This is a genomic window from Vibrio sp. HI00D65 (assembly GCF_001635455.1).
Lineage (GTDB): Bacteria > Pseudomonadota > Gammaproteobacteria > Enterobacterales > Vibrionaceae > Vibrio.
Genome location: NZ_LWEH01000001.1, coordinates 145,100 through 168,192 on the forward strand (window position 1 = coordinate 145,100; position 23,093 = coordinate 168,192).

General features: G+C 41.4%; 22 protein-coding genes and 1 pseudogene. 9 read left to right on the plus strand and 14 right to left on the minus strand.

The annotated features are described in order from the left end of the window. Window positions 1-37 precede the first annotated feature (37 nt). Window positions 38-463 (minus strand): ester cyclase, encoded by a 426-nt coding sequence (locus tag A3712_RS00600; protein WP_063521825.1) that lies wholly within the window; start codon window positions 461-463, stop codon window positions 38-40. A 116-nt stretch (window positions 464-579) separates the two neighbouring features. Between A3712_RS00600 and A3712_RS00605 the strand changes: the two genes are divergently transcribed. Together A3712_RS00605 and A3712_RS00610 are read left to right on the plus strand one after the other, a co-directional pair. Continuing rightward, complete coding sequence (locus A3712_RS00605) at window positions 580-1,482, plus strand: LysR family transcriptional regulator (protein ID WP_063521826.1); 903 nt, start codon at window positions 580-582, stop codon at window positions 1,480-1,482. A gap of 313 nt (window positions 1,483-1,795) precedes the next feature. Beyond that, entirely contained in the window at window positions 1,796-3,391 is a 1,596-nt protein-coding gene (locus A3712_RS00610) for a hypothetical protein (RefSeq protein ID WP_063521827.1), read from the plus strand. 132 nt (window positions 3,392-3,523) lie between these two features. Here the strand turns inward: A3712_RS00610 and A3712_RS00615 are convergent, their stop codons facing one another. The 11 genes from A3712_RS00615 to puuE all read right to left on the minus strand — a co-directional run bounded on the left by A3712_RS00615 (window position 3,524) and on the right by puuE (window position 12,505). Continuing rightward, window positions 3,524-4,177 (minus strand): hypothetical protein, encoded by a 654-nt coding sequence (locus A3712_RS00615; RefSeq protein WP_082856145.1) that lies wholly within the window; start codon window positions 4,175-4,177, stop codon window positions 3,524-3,526. Window positions 4,178-4,332: 155 nt separating this feature from the next. Continuing rightward, on the minus strand, window positions 4,333-4,806 hold the full coding sequence (locus A3712_RS00620; RefSeq protein ID WP_063521829.1) for a GNAT family N-acetyltransferase: 474 nt from the start codon (window positions 4,804-4,806) through the stop codon (window positions 4,333-4,335). Between the two features lie 49 nt (window positions 4,807-4,855). Next, window positions 4,856-6,091, minus strand: coding sequence for an MFS transporter (locus A3712_RS00625; protein WP_157618695.1), 1,236 nt, complete (start codon window positions 6,089-6,091; stop codon window positions 4,856-4,858). A gap of 40 nt (window positions 6,092-6,131) precedes the next feature. After that, the gene (locus tag A3712_RS00630; protein ID WP_063521830.1) at window positions 6,132-6,635 is read right to left on the minus strand and encodes an RDD family protein; all 504 of its coding nucleotides are present in this window, start codon (window positions 6,633-6,635) and stop codon (window positions 6,132-6,134) included. 418 nt (window positions 6,636-7,053) lie between these two features. Further along, complete coding sequence (locus A3712_RS00635; protein WP_063521831.1) at window positions 7,054-7,467, minus strand: GrpB family protein; 414 nt, start codon at window positions 7,465-7,467, stop codon at window positions 7,054-7,056. Between the two features lie 32 nt (window positions 7,468-7,499). Beyond that, complete coding sequence (locus A3712_RS28685) at window positions 7,500-7,739, minus strand: hypothetical protein (protein WP_063521832.1); 240 nt, start codon at window positions 7,737-7,739, stop codon at window positions 7,500-7,502. A gap of 287 nt (window positions 7,740-8,026) precedes the next feature. Next, a complete protein-coding gene (locus tag A3712_RS00645; RefSeq protein WP_063521833.1) occupies window positions 8,027-9,346 on the minus strand; it encodes a urate hydroxylase PuuD in 1,320 nt (439 codons plus the stop codon). A 14-nt stretch (window positions 9,347-9,360) separates the two neighbouring features. After that, entirely contained in the window at window positions 9,361-9,921 is a 561-nt protein-coding gene (locus A3712_RS00650; protein ID WP_063521834.1) for an ureidoglycolate lyase, read from the minus strand. A gap of 14 nt (window positions 9,922-9,935) precedes the next feature. Then, the gene (gene alc / locus A3712_RS00655) at window positions 9,936-10,922 is read right to left on the minus strand and encodes an allantoicase (protein ID WP_063521835.1); all 987 of its coding nucleotides are present in this window, start codon (window positions 10,920-10,922) and stop codon (window positions 9,936-9,938) included. 123 nt (window positions 10,923-11,045) lie between these two features. Next, the gene (uraD, locus tag A3712_RS00660) at window positions 11,046-11,561 is read right to left on the minus strand and encodes a 2-oxo-4-hydroxy-4-carboxy-5-ureidoimidazoline decarboxylase (protein ID WP_061033009.1); all 516 of its coding nucleotides are present in this window, start codon (window positions 11,559-11,561) and stop codon (window positions 11,046-11,048) included. Between the two features lie 23 nt (window positions 11,562-11,584). Then, a complete protein-coding gene (gene puuE, locus A3712_RS00665; RefSeq protein ID WP_063521836.1) occupies window positions 11,585-12,505 on the minus strand; it encodes an allantoinase PuuE in 921 nt (306 codons plus the stop codon). Between the two features lie 411 nt (window positions 12,506-12,916). On the opposite strand from puuE, the gene uraH reads away from it, so the two are divergent. The 5 genes and pseudogenes from uraH (at window position 12,917) to A3712_RS00685 (ending at window position 19,622) form a co-directional block, all read left to right on the plus strand. Next, on the plus strand, window positions 12,917-13,270 hold the full coding sequence (uraH, locus tag A3712_RS00670; protein WP_008220987.1) for a hydroxyisourate hydrolase: 354 nt from the start codon (window positions 12,917-12,919) through the stop codon (window positions 13,268-13,270). Between the two features lie 229 nt (window positions 13,271-13,499). Next, window positions 13,500-14,843, plus strand: a complete 1,344-nt coding sequence (locus tag A3712_RS00675) for an NCS2 family permease (RefSeq protein ID WP_063521837.1) — start codon at window positions 13,500-13,502, stop codon at window positions 14,841-14,843. 122 nt (window positions 14,844-14,965) lie between these two features. Beyond that, window positions 14,966-15,205, plus strand: a pseudogene (locus A3712_RS26390) (8-oxoguanine deaminase); the annotation flags it as partial. Window positions 15,206-15,823: 618 nt separating this feature from the next. Continuing rightward, entirely contained in the window at window positions 15,824-17,062 is a 1,239-nt protein-coding gene (locus A3712_RS00680) for an alpha-xenorhabdolysin family binary toxin subunit A (protein ID WP_063521838.1), read from the plus strand. Between the two features lie 163 nt (window positions 17,063-17,225). Continuing rightward, entirely contained in the window at window positions 17,226-19,622 is a 2,397-nt protein-coding gene (locus tag A3712_RS00685) for a hypothetical protein (protein ID WP_063521839.1), read from the plus strand. A 170-nt stretch (window positions 19,623-19,792) separates the two neighbouring features. On the opposite strand, the gene A3712_RS00690 is transcribed toward A3712_RS00685, so the two are convergent. Then, window positions 19,793-20,824 carry a zonular occludens toxin domain-containing protein gene (locus A3712_RS00690; RefSeq protein WP_063521840.1) on the minus strand — a complete coding sequence of 344 codons (1,032 nt, stop codon included), beginning with the start codon at window positions 20,822-20,824 and terminating at the stop codon, window positions 19,793-19,795. A gap of 2 nt (window positions 20,825-20,826) precedes the next feature. Next, window positions 20,827-21,114 (minus strand): hypothetical protein, encoded by a 288-nt coding sequence (locus A3712_RS00695; RefSeq protein ID WP_063521869.1) that lies wholly within the window; start codon window positions 21,112-21,114, stop codon window positions 20,827-20,829. Between the two features lie 373 nt (window positions 21,115-21,487). Between A3712_RS00695 and A3712_RS00700 the strand changes: the two genes are divergently transcribed. Next, a complete protein-coding gene (locus tag A3712_RS00700) occupies window positions 21,488-22,837 on the plus strand; it encodes a mechanosensitive ion channel domain-containing protein (protein WP_063521841.1) in 1,350 nt (449 codons plus the stop codon). After that, window positions 22,827-23,039: a hypothetical protein gene (locus A3712_RS00705; RefSeq protein WP_004737467.1), complete on the plus strand. Its 213-nt coding sequence runs from the start codon at window positions 22,827-22,829 to the stop codon at window positions 23,037-23,039. Before A3712_RS00700 ends, A3712_RS00705 begins: the two co-directional genes overlap by 11 nt. Window positions 23,040-23,093: the final 54 nt, after the last annotated feature.

Here is a 23,093-nt window from a genome sequence, read left to right on the forward strand (position 1 = left end):
AATAGTTAGGGTTATACTATGGTTCTTCGATCAACCTTCACTGAGTTACCTGCAGCCCCAACTGAGTTGCCATGCTTAACTCGTTTCTCTCTACAATTTCTTCGATAACCTTGCCTTCATTATTGAAACGAAAATAGGTAAGACTTGTCCACGTTAAATCTTTGCCCGTTACGTCAAAACCCATCCAAGTATTGGCATTCTTTGCTTTGTGGGTAAGTGCGACAACAACTTGATCGCCTCCTTCAACAATACGTTGAAAGCTTGTTTCTACACTCTCATAACGTTCAGTAACACAAGACTTCAATTTAGCTTCAAATTGCACCAAACCTTTTAAGGTTTTGCCACAATCAGGCCTATGGATAAGTGCATCTTCAGCAAAGAATTCTCCAACTCGATTTGTTTCCTTACCGTCAACACAAAACTTAAAATAATCTCTTACAGTTTGAACTTGTTTACTTGCCATTTTCGTACCTCACATTTTGCTTTTGAATTTACTGAATTATTAATGAATAAATGAAGCTTGAATAGGTCAAAAAAGAGCGATAGTCTGTCAACAAATAGTAAACAGTAGCCACAATTATGAATTTAATTACGTTAATGAAATCATTTATCAGTACAGTAGAAGAAGGCAGCTTTACCAGTGCGTCCAAGAAACTAGGAGTGTCTAAATCTCTTGTCAGTCGGAATGTGCGCGACCTCGAAACCTATCTCAAAACTCGATTGATGAATCGATCAACAAAAACACTCTCTCTCACCGATGCCGGGAGACAATATTATCAAGAGGCGCATACACTGATTTTTCAACTAGAGTCGTTAAATGATGCTGTAAGACTTGCAAGTCATGAAATGTCAGGAACTTTAAATGTGCTTGCCCCGAACGGCTTAACTGAAATTACGATGATGCCCTTCGTATGCAACTTTACTACTCAATACCCAGAGTTGAGTGTAAATTTACTTCTGAGTGATAATCTAAGTGACATTTCAGCGCAAGGTTATGATGTGGCAATTCGCTCAGGTCAATTAGTTAAACAAGATTTGGATCTCGTGGCCCAAAAAATCACCGAACATCACAATGTAATTTGTGCATCTCCAGACTATTTGCGAACCAACGCTCCAATTCGACAACCAATGGATTTGCACTCTCATCGGATTATAGAAGACCCAAATTTGATGAATCACAAGGTATGGCAATTTACGAAAGAAGGGCAAGAGCAGACCTTACAGATTGTGCCATCGCTTTCAGTGAACAGCGTGCAAGCCGTAAAAAGCGCACTGAAGCAACATTTCGGCGTAGCTATGCTACCCAGAGAATTAGCAGAAAAAGAACTGAAAAGAGGTCAATTGATTGAAGTACTGAACGACTACCAACTATCCAAACGGAATGTCTATGCGCTATATCGTGAACGTACCAACACGCCGAAAAAAGTTAAAGCCTTTATCGAAGAGCTGAAGACATATTACACTCAGTTTCCCCATCAATGAACAATTTAAAAGTCTAAATAGCTTGATAGCTTGATAGCTTGATAGCTTGATAGCTTGATAGCTTGATAGCTTACTTTGACTCTCTGATAGGAATTCAAAACATACTTCAATCTTAATGAATATATTAACTTTAAAGTTAGTAAAACACATCGGAAGAATAATTTAAATTAACATCAAAATACTCAGTTTTAGTTGTATCAGAATGAAGCAGAAACTTTGAAATGAAGTTAACAGAAATAAACATATTTAATCAGTATGGTAATAATGATTTTTAAATACTTTGTTTAACCATAACCGAAAGAGATAATTGTTTATGAGAAAAATAGCACTATTATCAACAGCTCTAATTTTTTATGTTCCTTCAGCTTTCACGAGTGAATTCCAATCATCCAAGTTTTATAGTAACAAAGAATTCATAAATACCAATTCAATCACATCTTACACAGCTTTAACCGAGTCAATAAAAACAAGAAATAACGTAGATAGCTTCAAATTTAATGACATAACGATAAAAAAGAAAGGCGAGTTGACATGGGAGATCACGAATAATACACCAATCCCAACCTCCTTTTTTCCCGTAAAAGTTGACACTTTAGATGGTCTAAAGCTGATTTCATCGAATGAGGAAGTATCTGCTTTTAGTTCTGCAATTGTATCGATAAATGGGCTCGAAGCCGATAAGCTCGATTTTGTATATCAAAGTAACATCTTTCTTCCGAAGGTCACCCTCGGACCCTATGACTCAGAAGCCTGTCAAAGTCCTCAAGACAAGCAAAATACATGCTATAGCTTCCCAGACTCAGAGCAAAAAATTACCATTCAAAATATGATTGCCCTGACCCATAGCTTGAGCAATAGAAAGCAATATTCTGAATTACTGACAGAGTACATGGAAAATCGTTGCGCTAGTAAGCCTTCAAAGTGCGGGAATTATGCAGATGCCCAGTTACCCTATGGTATTAGAAACTTACTGGCATTGGGGGGACAAGATCACAATCTGGCTCTAAAAGTTATGCGTAATAAATATCGATCCGAAGGGGTTGGTGGAGGAAGAGGCGTGAAGCTAAATCAGTTCTTAACAAACACTGGTGGGTGGGCTTCCACTTGGCATTCGATACTGACTCCCTCTCAGGCTTACTCAACTCGCTTTTATAGAACTTGGCTACATGAAATTGGCCACGCTCATGGCTTTAACCACTCGAGTGGCATGACATATGGATTTGCAGACTATTTTGCAGAACAAATCATTCCACAACTCACCACTGAAGAGGAACGTCAAACAATCCTTCCTTATCGTTCTCCAACAATTTTATTGGATTTTCAAAAAGAGGGCACTTCAGATATTGAAGGAAATAGTAAAATTAACTTAAACTTCCTGAGTGATAAAATAGAAATTAGTGAAGTCGATTTCCAAGTCATTACGTCCTGTGATTGGGAAAAAACCATTGTTAATTCTGAAGGTAACATTTCTTTATTGTACAAAAAAATCCCTAACTGTCCGGTTTTCGTTCGAGTATCTGATGTAAATTCAGATATATTTTCAACAATTAAGTTGTCTCGCCATGATTTTTCTCAATCCAAAAGTTATGATATTAACAATAAAAAATTTACAGTGTTAGATAGTGAACTATTAAATCAAAATGATAATGGTTGGGACATCCGAAATAAGTGTAGATTACCGAATAAACATTTAGCAACAAAAGAAGAGTATCAAGAGTTATGGAACTATCTGAGCAAAAATGAGCTCTTGGATACACTAGATTACCAACAGTTTTTATCATCAGATGGCCCACGTTCATACTATATTTGGCAGCTTACCTTCGATGAGAATAAAATGAAAAGCAATAGGTATAGAATGAAAAATAAAATTGGAACAAGCAATGGACTTGTATGTATCAGTGATCATTAGGAATTTGGGTTTTAAGCATATACTCCAAATTCTGATTAAAATGACACCTTAAACAACGGTATTACTTCCGTAGGAAACATATTAACGAGGGTGATCAGACCCTCGTTTTTTGGGCGCTGTACCTTGCATAAACTAGCTAGATCTATCTAATTTAAGTTCTGCCGTCACCTTAGTAAGGCGCAGAGCTATCGCAAAGCAAACTAAATAAGGGCTCACGTACCAAAAAAGACTTTCTAATGGCTGCTTCACCTGTGCCTCTCTGGTCTTAATATACTGGTTTTTCTGTTTTTCATACTGGATCAGCATCCCACTCACCCAGACTGCATCGCTTTCCACTAACGGTACGCTAGGTGCAGGGACCGTAAAATCAGCCGCATTTGGCAACAGAGTGAAATCCACATCTTTAAACGTCATCGCAGTATTCAAATACCACAAACACGCTTCATGGTGCTGCCCATGGTTGTCTAATGATGCTTGTCCATTGCAAACATCACTTCTTAACTTATCCAAAGAAAACTGCTGTACAGACTCTAAAATCGCCACCGCTCTGGTTTGTTCTGTCTCGACCCAGTCGCCTGCGACTTTAGCACGAATTTCAGACACGGCACCGAGCATCCCAATACCTGCCAGTAGCGGCCACAGATAGTCCATCCGTTTCCATTTTCGTCGGCTCAAGTTGAACCCACACCAAATAGGAAGGTGTAAAAGGAGCGTTAGCCCCAGTGATAGCAAAACGAAATTTAAAGAGCTAGAGAGCATGAGCTCGCTATCGAAGAAGTTCTTCATAATGAGTTACTTGCTGTTAAACAAGGAGTGATTTGATACTAAAAGCGATATGAGAAAAGAATGTAAGGGAAAAGTAAAAACAGCACCTAGAATTGGAGTTAGTGCTGTTTATTTGAACATATCAGGCATGAGCAGATTCTTTGAGGAATCAAGCTTTAGCTTTTAATTAAATGCTTCTCCATCGGGATACAGTCGAGACTAATACCTCTAGGAGAATGATAAGTGGAAAGCTCTTCACCAATAAAACCACACGAACGATAAAACGCTGATGCATTCAGGGTTGATTCTAGTTTTATTAGAGGCAAGTTATGTTGATTCGCTAACCCCTCTAAGAATTGCAGCATCATTTTAGCTGCACCTTTACCGAAAAAGCCTGGGTCTACGAAAATGGCATCGACCACACCCGTTTGAGTGTTGATCTTACCGCTACCAATCACTCGATCATCCACTTCAGAAACGTAAAATGTTGCTTCCACGTCAGCAATAAATGTCTCAGACATCTCGCCCTGCGTCCATAATGAAAGCTGTTCTTCTGAGTAATAAGCGGGACACTGATCAAGAATTGCGCGGCTTCGAATATCAAAAATATCCTTAGCATCAGAACGAGCCGCTTTCCTTATGTTAACCATAATCAACCTCCGTAAAGTATTAGATAATGTTTGCTAACTGATAAAAAGACTAGTCAATAGCTAATGCAGGAGATCGTTGCGCTTTAGCTGACATAAAGTAGAAACCAGCCGCACTAGCAAGCGAAATTAAAACCACACTCAGCCAAGTAAAGGTGTAACCATAATCATCAATAAAATAGCCAATGACAACAAAGCTCGGCATAACAAAAAGCATTCTTAATGTAATCAACACTCCTTGAATACGTCCACGATGGCTCGCCGGTGAGTTGTTTGCTAGGTATACCCCTTCTTTTGTTAAAAGGAGGACCTCGCCTGCAGAAAGAAATAGCCAAGCAAAGAAGTGAACAGGAATGGTTGGATACAACATCACCAGTATGTAACCGAATGCAAACATCAAACCAGCATAAGCAAGGCTAACCGTCTCAATTTTTTTTGAGGTTAGCCTCATTAAAATGGGTGTGATCAGCACCACTAAAACACAAGCGTAAGTCATTAGTTGCCCAAAAATAACAGGGCCTTGCTCTCCGAACACATGGCTCAAGTACAGTGGGCTAGCCATTGTCATTTGATTCAATGAGTACCATAGTAATCCGCATAGAAAAGTGAATACTAAAAGCCTTGGCCTTGATCGTAGAACGAACCAAACAGAGCCTGAGACCGGCTGTTCAAGCTCGCTATCGTTGGCCGATTCTATTCCCGGTTGCACGCTCACAAAAGCAGCAACAATAACAACACAGCAAAGAGCAGCCAACCCGTTACCAAAGAATATCCACTCGGTATGATTCCAAAACAGGTAACCAGCCATGATAGGACCAAGGGCTGAACCAAAGTTGTATGCTAAATAACTGAGCGAAATAACTGCATCACGATTTTTAGGTGTGGAAAGATCAGCTACTAAAGCATTGCTCGCGGGAAGAGCTAAACCACCAAAGAAATAGGCTGACAGCAACAGCGTAGGCACGATGACTGGATCATCAGCGAAAAAACCACAAACAATCAACAAGACTGCAGACGTAAACTCGCCAAAAACCATGATTCTTTTATGTCCTAATTTATCCGATAGCCTACCACCTAAAAAGCTCCCAAAGAGGTATCCTCCCGTTCCCGTCATTGCTAAGGTGCCAGCTACCGTTGCGGAGTACCCCAACTTGTCAGTAAAAAGTAAGACAAGAAATGGGAGAATGAAGTTACCCATCCCTAAAATCATTCTAGCCAAAGCTAAATAATAAATATTGTTTGGTAAGTTCCTGTACATTGCAGTGGCAGAGAATAGCTGATTGATCATAATATCCTTAAAGTAACATTAAATTTTTGGTGGCTGTGTTTCATTCGATGGTGCTGAAGTCGAGGTTTCTCGGCGCAGCAACACTCACCACCTGAGTACCTGCAATTAAGTCATGCAAACAGCGTCTGTCTTTACGTAAAGCAAACAGGTAATTAAGAGTCGATAGATACTGAGCAACAACAGGAATATAAACAAAGATACTCATCGGTAAGATTCGTTTGATCACTATGTTGAATAAACCTAGTTGTTTGCCATCCATATCAACAATTGCAATTTCCATTACATTTTTACCGATCGTTTGTCCCTTATTTTGCAGTAAGTAGCTGTGACACAAGAGAAACATCACCCAGCCATAAACAAACACCATGATTTGTTCGTGTAGATTTATAGTTCCGTTAGAAGCAGCTCGATCGAACAAGTCGGTATACAAAACAACTGGAATCATAGCAGCCGCGTAAATGAGGCCATCAATAAAAAGCGCCCAAAAGCAAGACCATCGAGATTCGAAAACTACTGTGTGTGTATTTGATATGACTTCAGACATGCCCTTTCATAAGGTAGTGTTAATTATTAATGTAGGGAGTGCGATTTCTGCTAACTAAAGCTTAATTATTGATAAAAAACGTAGAAATAGGTATGAAAAAATACTTTGATTTCAATAAATAAAGCTTATTTATAAATTCAAAAGAAACATATCATGAACAAATATCACAATAGGTATCCAATGCAGTTTATGTGAGTTGCATTGCATAAAATAAAGATAAAGATAAAGATAAAGATGTAATGATAAATTGGAAGGACGCTTACGAAGCTAAAACTTGGAAGTAAGAGGTGGAGACTTAACACGCTGTATAAATGCATTTTTCACTAAATAGTGATACCAAAAATGAAGAATATCGCGTCTACTCTAGCCCCAACACATACTCGATAAAAGCTGACTTCTTTTCACGATATTTGTCTTGTTACCAACCTTCACAAGACATTTTGAGTGTATTGTATTTTTCGACTAAATCGGCGCTTGCCCTCAGCCTGTCTCGAAACCTTAGAAAGCACTCAAACTCAGAACCATTGGCGACTACTTGCAATGCTACGTCATCAGAAGATATGGATTCCAACATGCACAATTCGGGCGTTCTTAGCGTATCAAACTTCTCTTTAAAGCCGAGTGTTGTAAGTCGTTCTAGAGCATCCTCAAGCTCGTTAAATTGAATACCAACGAAGATATCTAAATCGCCCTTAGATACAGTTAACGGAATGGATGATGCGCCGACGTGCTCAACCCTCGCGTTTGGGAGTAGCTTCTTGATATCACGCTCATATCGTTCAAACATCTTACGGCAAGCAGCTTGGTATTGTTCTGCTGGGTAAAATCGCATGCGTCCTCACTATTCAAATTAGCACTAGTACGTTAAAGGCTGTTAAATACACCAATTGCCAAAAGAAACAACAATAGAGTAATAGCCCCGATATTGGACACTCGATCCCGCTCTTTTTCGTCAGGCGTAAACGAAGGAAAACGCCCTAAAGTGAACACCTTAGATACAACCCATCCCACGCCGAAGCATATAATGTCCATAATGAAGAACTGGAAAAGCATTCGAAAGAACGCACCAACGAACCTAAAGAGTGTGAGTACTATATCTTCCATTTTCTGCCCTAATTAAAGTCAACTAGGGACAGAAAGTGCCATGGGTAGAGATTCATATCAAGTATCTTATACCGAACAACCATCATATATCTCTATGATCTATTTGATATTTCAACTGTATTGATTCGATTGCTTTTCTCCAAAAACAAAAAGCCCCGGTTATAGGAACCGGGGAAACAGGGTGGGATGAGTTTGGCGCGTGCCCGTAAGACCAAACTCTCCCCAAGCCTCACCTAAGACTCATGCTCTTAGGTAAAGGATGCTGAGCACTGTTATTGAAAGTACGGTTATTGAATCGTAGCGCCTTGTTCTACCCAAGTTCCGATGAGTGCTCTCTCTTCGTCGGTCATTTGAGTCATGTTACCAAGAGGCATCACCTGAGTTGTTACGGTTTGAGCAACGATCCTTGGTGCATTAGCTTTGATCTCTTCTGGCGTATCAAGCATGACACCTGCTGGCGCAGCAGCAAAAGCGGCGTGGCTAGGCGTTGCAGAGTGACACACTGAACAGCGCTCTTGAATGACCTTGTTGATGGTTTCAAAGCTGACACCTGCACTCGCCGTTGACATAGCAAGGTCAGCAGGCACTGCTTGAGAGTCAGCCGCTGTTGAAGCCGCATTGCTTGAAGCGATCTCTTCAGTCGTCGATTCCGTCGTGCTCACAGGAGCTTCTTGTACCACTGGTGCTTGCACTACCGGAGTCATCTGTTTTTTCGCGTAAGGTGAGGTAACAAACGCGAGAGTAATCATACCTAATGCCGCTACTGGCACTGTCCATGCGAACTTCTGACTGCCATGACGTGTGTTAAAGTAGTGACGAACTAAGATACTGAAGATTGCTAGGCCAGCAAGGATCAACCAGTTGTATTCCGAACCATAAGTGCTTGGGAAGTGGTTACTGATCATGATGAACAGCACTGGCAGTGTCATGTAGTTATTGTGACGAGAGCGCAGTAAACCTTTCGCAGGCAGTGCTGGATCCGGTTCGCGCTTCTCTTCAATCGCTTTCACCAAGTTGCGCTGCGCAGGCATGATGACGCGGAATACGTTACCCACCATGATGGTACCGATAATGGCCCCCACGTGAATGTAAGCACCACGGCCACTAAACACTTGCGTAAGACCGTAAGTTGCACCAACTAGGCCAACAAAAAGTACTAGGCCAAGTAAAACTGGCGTTTTGCCTAGCGGCGAATCACACAGTAGGTCATAGATAAACCAACCTGCGATAAGAGAACCAATACCAATCGCGATTGCCGTTGTTGAATCAAGGCCAGAGCCCGGTGCAATCAGGTAGATTTCTGCGTTGAGGTAGTAAACCACACCCAGTAGACACACACCTGTGATCCATGTGAAGTAAGCTTCCCACTTGAACCAGTGTAAGTGCTCTGGCATTTCTGGTGGCGCGAGTTTGTACTTCTCTAGGTGGTAAATACCGCCACCGTGAATCGCCCATAAGTCGCCTGAAAGGCCTGTTTTAGGGTTAACTCGGTTAAGGTTGTTCTCTAACCAAACAAAGTAAAATGATGCGCCTATCCACGCGACACCAACAATCATGTGAATCCAACGAATCGCTAAATTCAACCACTCTGTAACATGCGGATCCATAATAAACTCCTGTATCACAACGCTTTAGCTAAGCGTTGCTCTTCCTTGTTGTCTTCCGTTGGCATATCTTCCAAATGCAATGCCACTAGGTTGTTCTCAAAATAAACTTCATCACAGTTATGCCCTTCTCCACCTCTATCGACAATCAAGAACTGGTCTTGATCCGTAAGTGCAAGAACCGGGTGATGCCACACCCCTTTGTGATAGTTCACTCCTTGACGGCCGTTGCTTAAGAAAGCTCGGCAATTGGCTAACGATGGGTTACCGCCTTTTGGGGCAACAACAATTAAATAGGGTTGACCGAGTAATGGAATGAATGCCTGAGAGCCAAGTGGATGACGCTCTAGCATTTTGATAGTCAGTGGGTAGCTCAACTGCGTAGCTTGGAAGATGCTGATGATCGCTTCCCCGCCTTGGTCTTGCACATCCGTTGTCGCTAGCTTGTGGTAGCGACGCGTTGATCCACTGTTGATCATGAAGAAATCACTATTATCAGACTCGATAACATCACCAAACTCAGCAAAAGCTTGCTTAGTTAACGGTTCGATAGTTAAACGACGTATTCCATTGCTCATACTGATTTCCTTACCTATTTCGCTTTCGTCCCAAATAGACGCAGACGGCTGATACCACCATCTGGGAATATATTTGCACGTACGTGGGTAATCGCACCAAGGTCATTTACCTCAGAAATAAATTCGTGAATCTCGTGTGCTTGCAGCTTTTGAGCAGGCAGCAGTTCACGCCAGAATAGGCTTTGTGTTTCCACTTGATCGTCGGCACCACCTTTCACGTAAGCCGCTTGAATTGAGCAGCTGTCTGGGTAGTTACCTTTAAAGTGCGCCGTATCGACGATGATACGTTCGATATTACCTGGATGGCCTAATGCCACGATAACCCAGTCATTACCCGGCGTACGACGACGTGCTGTTTCCCAGCCATCACCCATGTTTTCACCGCGGCCTGGGCCTAAAATATTGGCCTTGTTACCGTAGTGTTCATCACTACATGCCAGTGCTCGACCGCCATGCTCAACGGCTGCTAGGTCCACCTGTTGATGAGAGTCTATTGCGTCCCAATCAACACTTGGTCGGCCGTAAACACGAAGGCGTGCAACACCACCATCTGGATAGATGTTCAAACGCAGGTGCGTAAATACTTGGTCACTTTCAATGTCTTCAAAATGGTGGTGATCACCTTGTAGTGCCATTGAAGGCAGAATTTCTTGCCACTCTGTTAAATCGGTTGGCTCTCCCTGTGGTGAATAGCATGCGTCGATTGATGCCGAAGGTGGGTAATTACCTGTGAAGAATGAGGTATCAATATCAACGCCAGCGATAGTGCCAGCTAAGCCAAGGCGCACCACACAGTAGTCGTAACCTTCGCCACGTTTACGTCGGCTTTCCCAGCCGTCCATCCACTTGCCGTTATCGTCGTATAAGTCGTCTTTCCACTCTGGTGCTGCATGGCTGAGTAGACGGCTTTTATCTGCGAAAAAATCGTCTGTTGCAAAGATAGCTTCTGCGCCGAGTTTTTCGTCTGCAAGGTTGATGTACTGTTCAAATATATGGGTCATTTCCGTGTAATCCTATGAAATTAATCAAGTAATAATAAAATGAGAACTTAGTGGGTTACCTTTATTAATATCAAGTATTTAGCACACTAAGACTGGGCAGAGATAGCTGTTAACTCCGTTAACTTACATATCCCAGAGACGAAACATCGCGATCTTATTGATCTCTTGAATCGCCGTAGCAAACTCAGTTTCACTATCATTTCCTAATCGCATCTCGAACGACTCAAGAATTTGGTAACGATTGGCTCCCTTCACCGCCATGATAAAAGGGAAATTGAAGCGACTTTTGTAGCTGTTGTTATAAGAAGTGAATTTTTCAAATTCTTCGGCGCTGCATTGGTCAATGCCCGCACCCGCTTGTTCTTTTGTCGACGACTCAGTAAGTTCGCCGTTTACTGCTGCTCTGCCAGCTAAGTCTGGGTGAGCATTGATCAAAGCCAACTGTTTACCTTGGTCGGCATTCAACAAGGTGGACGCCATTTTTAGATGAAGATTCTCAATGTGGTCGTCTTCAGCATTCAAACCTTGGTCATATACCGCCTCAGCAACCCATGGGCTGTGTTCGTAAACATCAGCAAAGTGCGCGACAAAAGTGTCACGGTCCATGGTTGTTGGTTGGCAAGATCGAAATTCAGTCACGTTAAGCCTCCTTGCTGTTCGTTCTAATTTTGTTGTCCGTTGTATGGGTGATGTTCGTGCCAGTGGTTGGCAATATCGATTCGACGACATAGCCACACGCTGTCATGCTGTTTTACGTAATCTAAGAAGCGTCTCAATGCAGCAATACGACCGGGACGACCAATAAGACGACAATGCAGTCCTACCGACATCATTTTCGGTGCGGTTTTGCCTTCCGTATAAAGGGTGTCAAAAGTATCTTTTAAATACTGGAAGAACTGCTCACCAGAGTTGAAGCCTTGCGCCGTTGAAAAGCGCATATCGTTAACATCAAGTGTGTATGGAATCACTAGTTGTGGATGGCCGATTTCAGTGTGCCAATAAGGCAGGTCATCGTCATAGGCATCTGAGTCGTAAAGGAAGCCACCTTCTTCTGCGACTAAACGACGAGTATTCGGCCCTGTACGACCGGTATACCAACCTTGCGGGCGTTGACCCGTTACCTCTTGGATAATCTCAATCGCTTTGGTCATATGGTCACGCTCTTCTGACTCATCAATATATTGATAATCTATCCAGCGATAACCGTGGCTACAGATTTCGTGACCTGCCTCTACCATGGCTTTGGCTACATCTGGGTGACGCTCAATGGCCATAGCAACCGCAAATACAGTGAGTGGAATTTCATATTCATCGAACAAGCGAAGAACACGCCACACACCCGCTCGGCTACCATACTCATAGATGGATTCCATGCTGATGTGACGCTCGCCTTTGATCGGCTGTGCTGAGGGGATCTCTGAGAGAAAGGCTTCAGATTCGTCGTCTCCATGTAACAAACAACGCTCACCGCCCTCTTCATAGTTCAATACAAAAGAAACCGCGACGCGCGCATTACCAGGCCATTGAGGGTTAGGAGGATTAGCTCCGTAACCGATCAAATTTCTTGAATAATCCTTATTCATCCAAGTACTCCTAACATAAGTGGCTGGCTTAGCCGCTCTTCAGCTGACCCATCGAAATAATTCAGCTAGTGATTTATCAAAAACCGAGCAACCTCACCCCTATACATTTATTGTATACAATTATTTATCTTGATGTAAAGATTTTGTTGCTTAAGTTAAAAATCCAAACTAAAGATTAATAAAAACAATACTTTAATGAAAACAAACGCTACTAATAATGAATATTCAACATCTAAAAACCCAGATAAAAAGACACATTGGTTAACATTTTTACAACAATTAACTTTACTAATTGTGTACAGTTCGTACATAGTTAGTGCTAACAAAGTGACCAATTGCTCTCTTTTGCAAGATCGAAATGGATACATAAACCACGGAACAGAGGAGCGCCAAAAGCGCTATTAAAGGACTATGGGAAGATTAACAACACACGTTTTAGACACCACTCACGGCTTGCCTGGTGCAGAGATCAAGGTAGAGCTTTACAAGGTCAACGAGGATTCCACTGAAAAGCTGGCGACCGTGCTGACTAACTCAGATGGTCGTACCGATGCACCAATTCTGGCTGGGAATGAATTTCGACCGGGGAAATACCAATTGGTGTTCTACGTAGCCGATTACTACAAAAGCAAAGGTGTGGAACTCGATGGTGTACCTTTCTTAGACGACGTAGTGATTCGCTTCGGTTTGGATGATCCTGATGCGCACTACCATGTTCCGCTTTTAGTCTCACCATACAGTTTCTCTACTTATCGGGGCAGTTAATCTTTGAGCCTAGATTTTCAATCTAGGCTCAAACAACAAACAGATTCATGCGTGATGTGTGCATCCAAAAAGGTGTGCACTCACTAAACACGCTCATATAAAAATACTAACAACGTTAACAGTTAGAAAACTCGTCAAAAGAGGCTTAGCGCTAGGAAAATCTTAAAACTTCATATTGAAATTTCGCTGTATTCAATAAATGGATCACAACATAAAAGGACTTGCAGACATGAGTGAGAGTAAAACAGAAATACTCAACCAAGATGCGAATAACGGAATTTTAGAGAAATTCTTTAAAATTAAGGCCCACGGAAGCAGTGTGAAAAATGAGTTAGTCGGCGGTGTCACTACCTTCGCGACGATGGCTTACATTATTTTCGTTAACCCCCAAATCATGGCCGCTTCCGGTATGGATGCAGGAGCAGTATTCGTTGCAACCTGTATCGGTGCCGCTATCGGTTGTTTATTAATGGGCTTATTTGCGAACTGGCCTGTTGGCCTAGCACCGGGCATGGGTCTGAATGCGTTCTTCTCCTTTACGGTTGTGAGTGAGATGGGCTATAGCTGGGAAGTCGCACTGGGTGCGGTGTTTGTCTCTGGTATCTTGTTTGTCGGGATGAGTTTCTACAAAGTCCGTCAATGGATCATCGAGAGTATTCCTGAAAGTTTACGCTACTCGATGACTGCCGGTGTGGGTCTGTTCTTGGGCTTAATTGGCTTGAAAACAGCTGGTATCGTCGTTGAAAACCCTGCAACTTTGGTTTCACTGGGTGATTTCACCAAACCAGAAGCCTTACTTGCGGCTATCGCATTCTTGATTATTGCGGTTCTGAGTGAACGCAAAGTATTTGGTGCTGTACTTATCGGTATTTTAAGCGTCACGCTTATCGGTATGATGCTGGGCTTAGTGCAATACAATGGTTTCTTCGCTGCGCCGCCGAGCCTAGCACCTACCTTTATGGCAATGGATATTGTAGGTGCCCTGAACGTATCCATGATCAGCGTTATCTTGGCCTTCCTTTTTGTAAACATGTTCGATACTGCCGGTACGCTAATGGGCGTGGCAGAGCGTGCAAACCTCACAAACCTAGAAACCGGCAAGATTGAAGGCCTGAGCAAAGCACTCAAAGCCGATAGTATCTCAAGCGTTGCAGGTGCGTGCGTGGGTTGCCCGCCAGTAACCAGTTACGTAGAGAGTGCTGCTGGTGTGGCTGCTGGTGCTCGTACTGGCCTTTCAGCAATCGTGGTTGGTGCTTTGTTCTTAGCGGCAATTTTCCTATCACCGCTCGCAGGCATGATCCCCGCTTACGCAACGTCTGGAGCTCTGATCTACGTAGCATTCGTAATGATGAGCAGCATGCAACACGTCGATTGGAAAGACTTTACCAACGGTGCTCCAGCTGCGATTACCGCACTGATGATGCCACTAACCTTCTCTATCGCTAATGGTATCGCACTCGGTTTCATCACCTACACCGTACTTAAGCTTGCGACAGGTAAAACGAAAGATGTCTCTATCTCGATGTACTTCCTAGCGGCTATCTTCATCGCCAAGCTGGTGTTCATCGGTTAATCCTATAGTTCCGAGCAGTCGTTTCTTGATTGTTCACAACGTTGCTTGGCTGGTTCGCAAGCCAAGCAACAATATGATTTAATTTATTGATGAGTCTTGGGGAAGATGAAGAGTGATGACGACCAAGACACAACATTCAAACAGAACCAACCATCATTGATGGCAGCCAACGCTTGATTCGTGATTGCCACCAGCGCAATCAAGGGGCAATGATTCAAATCCCACTCGCGCCTTATTCGCCATTCTCAGTCACTACCTACCCGATGAGGGAAACCGCCAAGATCAGTGAATGTGAAAACGTCATGATTCACAGCTACTTGTGCGAAACCTTAGACGAAGAAGACTTCCGTATGGAGAAGTTTAATTCTGATTATTAAATACGCCATCCTATTGGTTGTTCTTCCATTAAATATCTAACTAGACCTCACCCTACAATTGATACCAATAATTTAATTATCACTAATTTAAAACTAGCTAATTAAGCTAAGGCTAAATAATTAAGCAATCTTATTTATTTGGCACAGATCAAATTTAAAACGCTTGTTCTAATTACATAAACATCAATTCAACCAATAGATTTAGTAATAATCACAACAATCATGATAATTACATTATTATCATTTAACCCATTAGTGAATAGAATAAAAAGTCGCCGACGCCTTTCTAGATCTAGCCTGAAGAAAGAATGGAAACTAATGATTTAAATATCACCAAACCCAATAGATCAACAATTACACAATATGAATCTCAATATGTGATCTAGATAGGACTTTTAATTATAATTTTGCTATAAATTGACCAAATCTTATAAAAACAAAAATAACATTAATGGAGGGTATATTTAAAACCCACAACATAATTACAAAAATAACAATACAAACAATTCAATAAACCAGAATAAATATATAAATATCATTTTTATGGTAGGGGAATTTATTGTCTCTAAAAAAGCTAATAACAAATCTAACAGGGATTCAAACATGAAAAAAATCACACGAACACTCGTATTATCTTCGTTCTCGATTGGACTGCTTTCCTCTTTTGCTTTCACTTCTCAAGCAGCACCAATTCAAGTTAATCAAGCGTCAGCCGAACAGAACATACATCAAATCACCTACGATACGATCATCGGTGAAAATGGCGTCTTTATCGATCTAGAAACCGACAATTTCATCCTCAAGCAACAAGAGTGGTACCAAATCCAAGCTTATGTAGAGGGAGCACTGGCACTGCCCGTAACAGAAACCAGTATGAAATCGGCTTTTAGTATTCCTAACGACATCCCTTTCTCTAACTTCCAAGCCTTAATTCAGCAATATTCAAATATCCATGACACCGCTTTCTACTGGAAAAAGGATCTATACCCAAGCATCGTTAACCTGTCACTAAGCCTGGCTAACTATGCGCAAATCAAAGATTTCATGCTTAATCCTTTGAGCGACGCCCTTAATGAGATGTTGGCAAAGGCATTCTCACCGTTACCAGAAGACATTGAAGCCGTTGAACGCAACCGAAAAATGGCGATTGCTTACCTGAAAAGCCTGCAAAACTTTTCATTGAGATACCAGCAAGAGGTATCCGATGTTGGTGATAACTTGTTGGACTTCTCTGCGCAGCTAGACACGCAAAAGCTACAGCTTGAAGTGTTAGAAGGCACACATAACGGCTATTTAACGGATGATGGCAGTGCACTTCAACAACAAGTAAACGACATCAATGCCCGAATCGCGCAACTCAACAAAGACTACACTCACTACGTCACGGTTGCCTCTACCGCCGTTACCTACGCATGGTTCCCTTTGGTCGCCGTGCCAATCATGGGTGTCTACGGAGATAAAGCAGAGAAAGCACGTAAGCTTCGCAATGAACTGCAGAACGAAGTTAAAGATTTAGAAGAACAACTGTCTTACACACAAAAGGTATATAACTCTTACCATCGTTCTTCAGAAAGCATTGATCTTATATCTCAGCAAATTGAAAACGCTATCCCACATATTAATAAGCTGAAGTTGAATTGGCAGAAAATGAATACCGACTTCACATCACTGCTTGCTGCATTGGATGAAGCTCAAAACAATGCTGACATCATGAAAGACGACGCAATGCTTGGCGCCATCGGTGCATTAGCCAATACATCGGTTGCAGAAATGAACTGGAATAACATCAGCGAGAAAGCCAAGGCATTTGCAAATAATGCTTATATTCAAGAAATGGAGTAGTCCATACCCATCGACAAATAGCTCTGCAAAGCGACGCCTCGCTATAAGTTCAACCAGCAAGACCAATTAAAAATAACAACAGAACACCACGCCTTATGAAAAATAAGGTGTTGGTTTCTGCTACCCAAAATTTGGCTAATACTCATTTCGACAGGACATTAATATGAGAATTCTACCGATTATTATTTCTCTTTCACTATCTCCACAAGCTTTTGCTAGTAACTGGCTAGAACTTAATAACTTGCCTAACTCCACCGAATACCCAACTTGGGTTCAATCTGCTTATTCCGATGTCGATGTTCTCTCTCGCTCTACATCTGATCTCCACATCAACCTCAGTGACTGGATTGCGGAGCAGAACCTCTACGTGACTAAACCCTCAAAGATCGTCGTTTTTGCCGATACTATTGAGGTACCAGAAAACTTTAACTTGGTAATGAATAACCAAAACATTCTCATTTTTGCCCGTAAAATTGTTGGTCAAGGAGCCCCAACTTTCGTTCTCGGGCAACAAGGCGCGGCGGCATCAGTGACTGTAATAGCAGGAGAGATCGAAACTCCGATTAATGTCCTAGCCTTCCAAAGCGATGGCAGCATCACACGAGATGCCCTTTCTGCAGAAGACGGTGATGGAACCTCTGTGGTACTAGCAGGAGAACACTACCGAAGAACCACCATCGACTCGAACATTACAGGGCAAATGAAACTAGCGACCGCACCTTTTACCGACATTGTTAACCGCTCTTTTGATATGGCTGCCAGCTTATTCGACACGAATCCAGAGCTTAGTCTCGAACTGATTAACTGGATTGAGAAGAGTTTACGCCACGCAGGCTCTTTGGTGGAAGATGACCCTATCCTTTCAGACCTGTACCTACAAACCGTCGCCTTTAAACAGTTCATTAGTTTCAGCACTAAAGAGAGCAACTATGTGCCTTATCTCGACAAGGTACTATACCAAGACAAATACGAAGCGTACCTGAATGCAATGATCTCGTATCAAGCACAGTGGGATATCATTCAAGATAGAAGTACGGTGATCGAAGACAAGATTGAAGCTTCGAAGTTAGCGCTCGCTAACGTTGAAGACATTATCAAAGCAAAAGACTCGATCATCACTCAAACCCAATCCAACATCGACAAAATAGGCGACAGCCTGACCGAAATCGACAGCCAATACAAAGCTCAGGAACTTGTGACACTGAGTGCCAGAACCACTTACTTGGTCGGTGTGGAAAACTGGAAAACTCAGCAAGAGCTCAATGCAGCATTGGCTATCTTCAAAGCAATAGCAGAGATTGGCAGTGCCGTCAGCGGTGTGTTCACAGGAAATCTATCTGGTGTGAACGACCTCACCGAGCAGTTGGCTAAAACGCCAGAAGCACTGGATAAAGCGAAAAACTTAGTTACCAATATCAAGACCGTCACGGGGATCATTGATAGCGTTACCAAGACTATTTCGGGCATCGCGCAACTCACTGCCGATGTGAAATCGACCATCAAGCTCCATAAGATCTCCGAAGCGATGGATGGCTTTGACTTTAATATTCCGACGTTGAATGAGAGCAATCTGGCCTGGGATCTGATGATCACCGAGATCCGCAGTAACTTAAGACTTGCTGATACCTTAGGGATTAAAGGCGCGAGACAATACTTAGTAGAACTTGAAAAACAAGTGCTATTAGGTAAAGCAATTAACACCACTCAGCTTAATTTTGTACAAGAGCAAGCCAAACTCGTCGACCTATTATTGACCAAGAACGTCACCGCTAATCAACAGCAAAGATTGAGTGACGCCATTGAGAGTTATCAGGTAGACAGCGAAGGTTTCGACTCCATAGAGCGTGAGCTGTCGCGAGTGCTAATGCACTTCAAACGACCAATGTATGTGGCTTTATCTAACTATGTTCAGGCATACGAATACTGGGCGTTGAAACCAAGTGAGATCACACCTTCGCTGAATAAAAGTTACTTGGACTACCAGTTTGACCTCGCGTCCATAGAAAATGAGTACGTGAATGCACTCTCTTCATTCCAACCAGCACCACAAGACTTCACTATCGACAACTACACCATATCTAGCCCAGAGCAACTCGATAACTTCGCAACCACTGGCGAGTTGAACTTCACAATTCCATTAGGGCAGGCACAACTATGTTCATTCGACCGAGTTAGACTCTCTACCGTGCGTGTGTTCTTAGAAGGGGAAAACTTACCTTATGGCAAGCAGTTCAACCTTAGAATATCGAGTTCAGGTAACTATGCCGACCGCTATCAAGATCAGGATTACCAGTTCAGTTCTAATCCGGTCGCACGAGCGTTTTACTACCGCTTAGATGATCCAGCCACCAATGACGTTAGCATCATCACCGATGGCGCAGTGGCGAATAAGTTCGAGTATGCGTACTTCCAACCAACTCCATTCTCGACATGGAATGTCACCCTCAACAACTTCGATGAGGCAGACCAAGCCAACAACCAATACCTAAAAGATGTCGAACAAATTAGGGTTGAGCTCTTAGGCAGTGGTATCCCGAATAGCAATAGTTGTTCTAATTAGTCGAAATAGCGAAAAAGGATACCATGCCCCCCCCTCAAGCTATCTGAGGGCCAGCATTATTACGCATAAACCGTTGGAAATCCCTATTCTAGGTATAGAAAGGGATTTCTTCAACTATGATTCAAGCTAGATAGTAAGCACCCTAAACACAGTGTGTTAATTTTTATCAACTACTCATTTGGAGGACAAGTTATGACTTTGACCTGATTCTTATACTGAAATACCAATAAACAATCTTCGTAGTTAATAATTTCTATTTTTTTAAAAATCATATTATTAGAAGTTAACTTAAAGGAAGTTTTGTTTTGTTCAACTTCAAAGTAAGTGACTTTTTCTCCTCTATCAACATACCAACTATCAATAATAATCTTTGAGTTAAACAATAGGTTGATTAGCGACATGTCACTATAGCTCTCTTCTACACCGACTTCCTGTTCATTTTCGTTACTTATATTTTGAGGAGTTTCAGTTTTTAATTCTCTTTCAGAAGTTACCGGTATGTCTTTTTTTTCTTCTAAATTTACATGGGCTTTAGAGTGACTAATATAAGACTTTAAGCTAAAGTCTCGTTCTGTAGAAAAATTATAAATTAAAAATACGAGCGTAATGGCAGCTAATACTGGCCAAAACATAATGTTGCTTTTGTTATCAAAGTGAAAAAGGTTTCCAGTTTTTACATAATCTCGTTGATAAAAAGAATTATAATTCGAAAACGTCTTTCTACTATAGAATCTAAGTTTGGATGACAGCACAACGACGCGTTCTAGCGAAGGCACACCGTCATAAACTTTCTTTATATAACTCCACTTCTTAAGAAAGAAGGGGTTATGCGTTATTTTATGTGAAAATGATATTAAATCTTGCATCTTTTCAGACAGCGAGAGCGGGGATTGAGTGATAATAAAAAAATCCGTTCTGAACTTACGATGTTGTGCCAAAAGTTGGAACCAAGCATCTTCATCTTCTTTTAGCAAAAATTGAAATTCATCCAACACGAAAGTTAACTCCACATCTGAGGAATCAATTAATCTAACAATATCAAAAATTTCAGGAGTTTCATTTACTGTAAGATATTCACTCGATACATTGATAGGAATATTAGTAAATACTTTATTACCAAGTTTAAGGTTCGGTAAAATATGATACTTCACGGCTTCATAGGTTTTTCCAGTCCCAGGTCTTCCGTAAATCAGTGTAATCATAACTACCCCTTAAGAACTCGAATAAACGTAACAATAGGTAGCGCAAGCAAGCCGCAGAAGATTACGAGGAAAAAGCCTAAGAAAAAGGCTTCATTTACCAATTGAACCGCTTCTATATCTTGCCCGTTTTTCTCTAAAACTATTGCTAACCTGTCTAAAGAGTTTGCAAGTAAGACATTACTATCACCTCCGATACTATCTTCAAATCCACCTAGATAACTCTGACAGAAATCATCAAACTGGATGTTTTCATCATGTTGTTCTTTTACATCTAATTTGATTTTGGACATAACACTTCCGCCAAGGCTAAACATACGAACGAAGCAAAAATCGATCCGAGATCTCTTCCTAAAACTAGTATTTTTCTCTATCACGATTAAGTAACTAGCATCAAGTTAAATAGAAAAATTTCTCCCCTAAAAGGTAAACCTAATATGGTATCAACAACGCAAAAGATGCAACCAATGGCAATGCAACTTTAACTTAGTTTTCTGAACTTATTTTGGCTCAAATATTGCAAAAAATTCTATCGGAGGTGAGTTTATGGAAGTAATAAGTTTCTTAGTCGGATCTTTATGTGGGTTTGTTTTTATGCTGCCTTGTCTTATAGCGTTGGTTCAATAAATTCAAATTTGAGAGTCAAAATGAAAATGAGATAGGAATATGATAATAAAAAGCGCATTAAAATTTATGACCCATGAAGCGATCGTATTATCTGTTATCTTCATTAATGCTGTTGTGATGGTCGCACTCGAAACAACACCAACATTACCAAAGACTATCGGCTATTGGATTCTTTGGGTAGACTTCGTTTGTGTGCTCTATTTTGCAGTGGAACTTGGTGTCAAATGGACAGATTTGGGTACCAAGGGTTACTTTTCTGATAATTGGAATAAACTGGACTTTTTAATAGTAATACTGAGTATCCCGGTTCTCATTGAACCTTTCTTAAGTGGTGGTATTGGATGGTTGGGAGACATGGCCATTCTTCGCCTCGCTCGTTTCTTGAGACTATGGCGAATTCTTCGTTATGTCTACACTTCGGAAACATACAAGTGTCTGCGTATCCCAGTACTACTTCTGATTGTGTTAACAGCCGTTACTATGCTGATTGATAGCAGTAAAGACTTAGTATCAGACATTTACCCTCAGATTAAGCTCACTTTGAATGTTTTGCTTGTACTCAGCCTCACTTTTTTACTCACGAGGATGTTACGAGTTTTATTTTCTACATTTTTTCACAGAAAACTCACTCAAAATCCTTACAACTTTGACAGCTCCCTTGTTGATTTTATATGTCTGATCGCGGTTGTTTTGACATCATTAAACGGAATAATGATAGCAATAAGCACTGCAGGTCATGATCCCTTCGCCCTCCTCGCTGGTTTGGGGATCGGAGGTATGGCGATAGCATTTGCTGCACAGGACGCAGTGGCAAACATTATTGCTGGAATAATGTTACTGGTTCAAAAACCATTCAGAACAGGAGATTGGATTTGTATTAATGGAAATACAGGAGCCGTACATCATATCGGGCTTAGATGTACAGTTTTAGAAGAGTTTGGTGGGGAACACTTAACATTCCCTAATAAGATATTTATGGATAGTCCTGTCAGAAATATAGACAAAAGAGGCTTTTATTTACTATCGGGGAGTATTCGACTGCATCATAAAACCAAGCATAATGAAATTACTGAAGTCATAGATATGATGAAAAAAATATGTGCCGAACACCCTGAGCTATATAACGACTGTGGCGTGCGCTTCGAAGGATTTGGAGAAGCATGCTTCCCTGTTTCATTTTGGATGTGTGTTAAAGAATGGAGCCAGAGTGAACAAATAATATATCGAGACCGTTGGGAAAAAATAAGAGTGGTTGAGCAGGATTTTTATATAAAACTAGTGAAGGGGGTAAATGAAAAAGGGATTACGTGTGCAATGCCAATTCGCGAAATGATGGAAGAAAACAAAACATTACCACTAACAGAAAAGGACGGATACCATGAAAATTAAACATCTATTAATACTACTAACGTTGCCATTTGTGCCTTATGAAGTACTAGCAGCTGCTACAGAAAATATTGAACAAATTGCAGGGTCAATTGACTTAACTTCGGTAGAGTCAACCGCATCTGATGTAGGGGTTACTGCTGTTGCAGTCAGCGCCACTGTAAAGGCGGTCGGTATAATTAAAAATGTTATTAACCAAGCTTAAATCAATGCGTTGTGATTGATGCGAGTATGGTTGCCCCCTTACTGTACTCGCCAC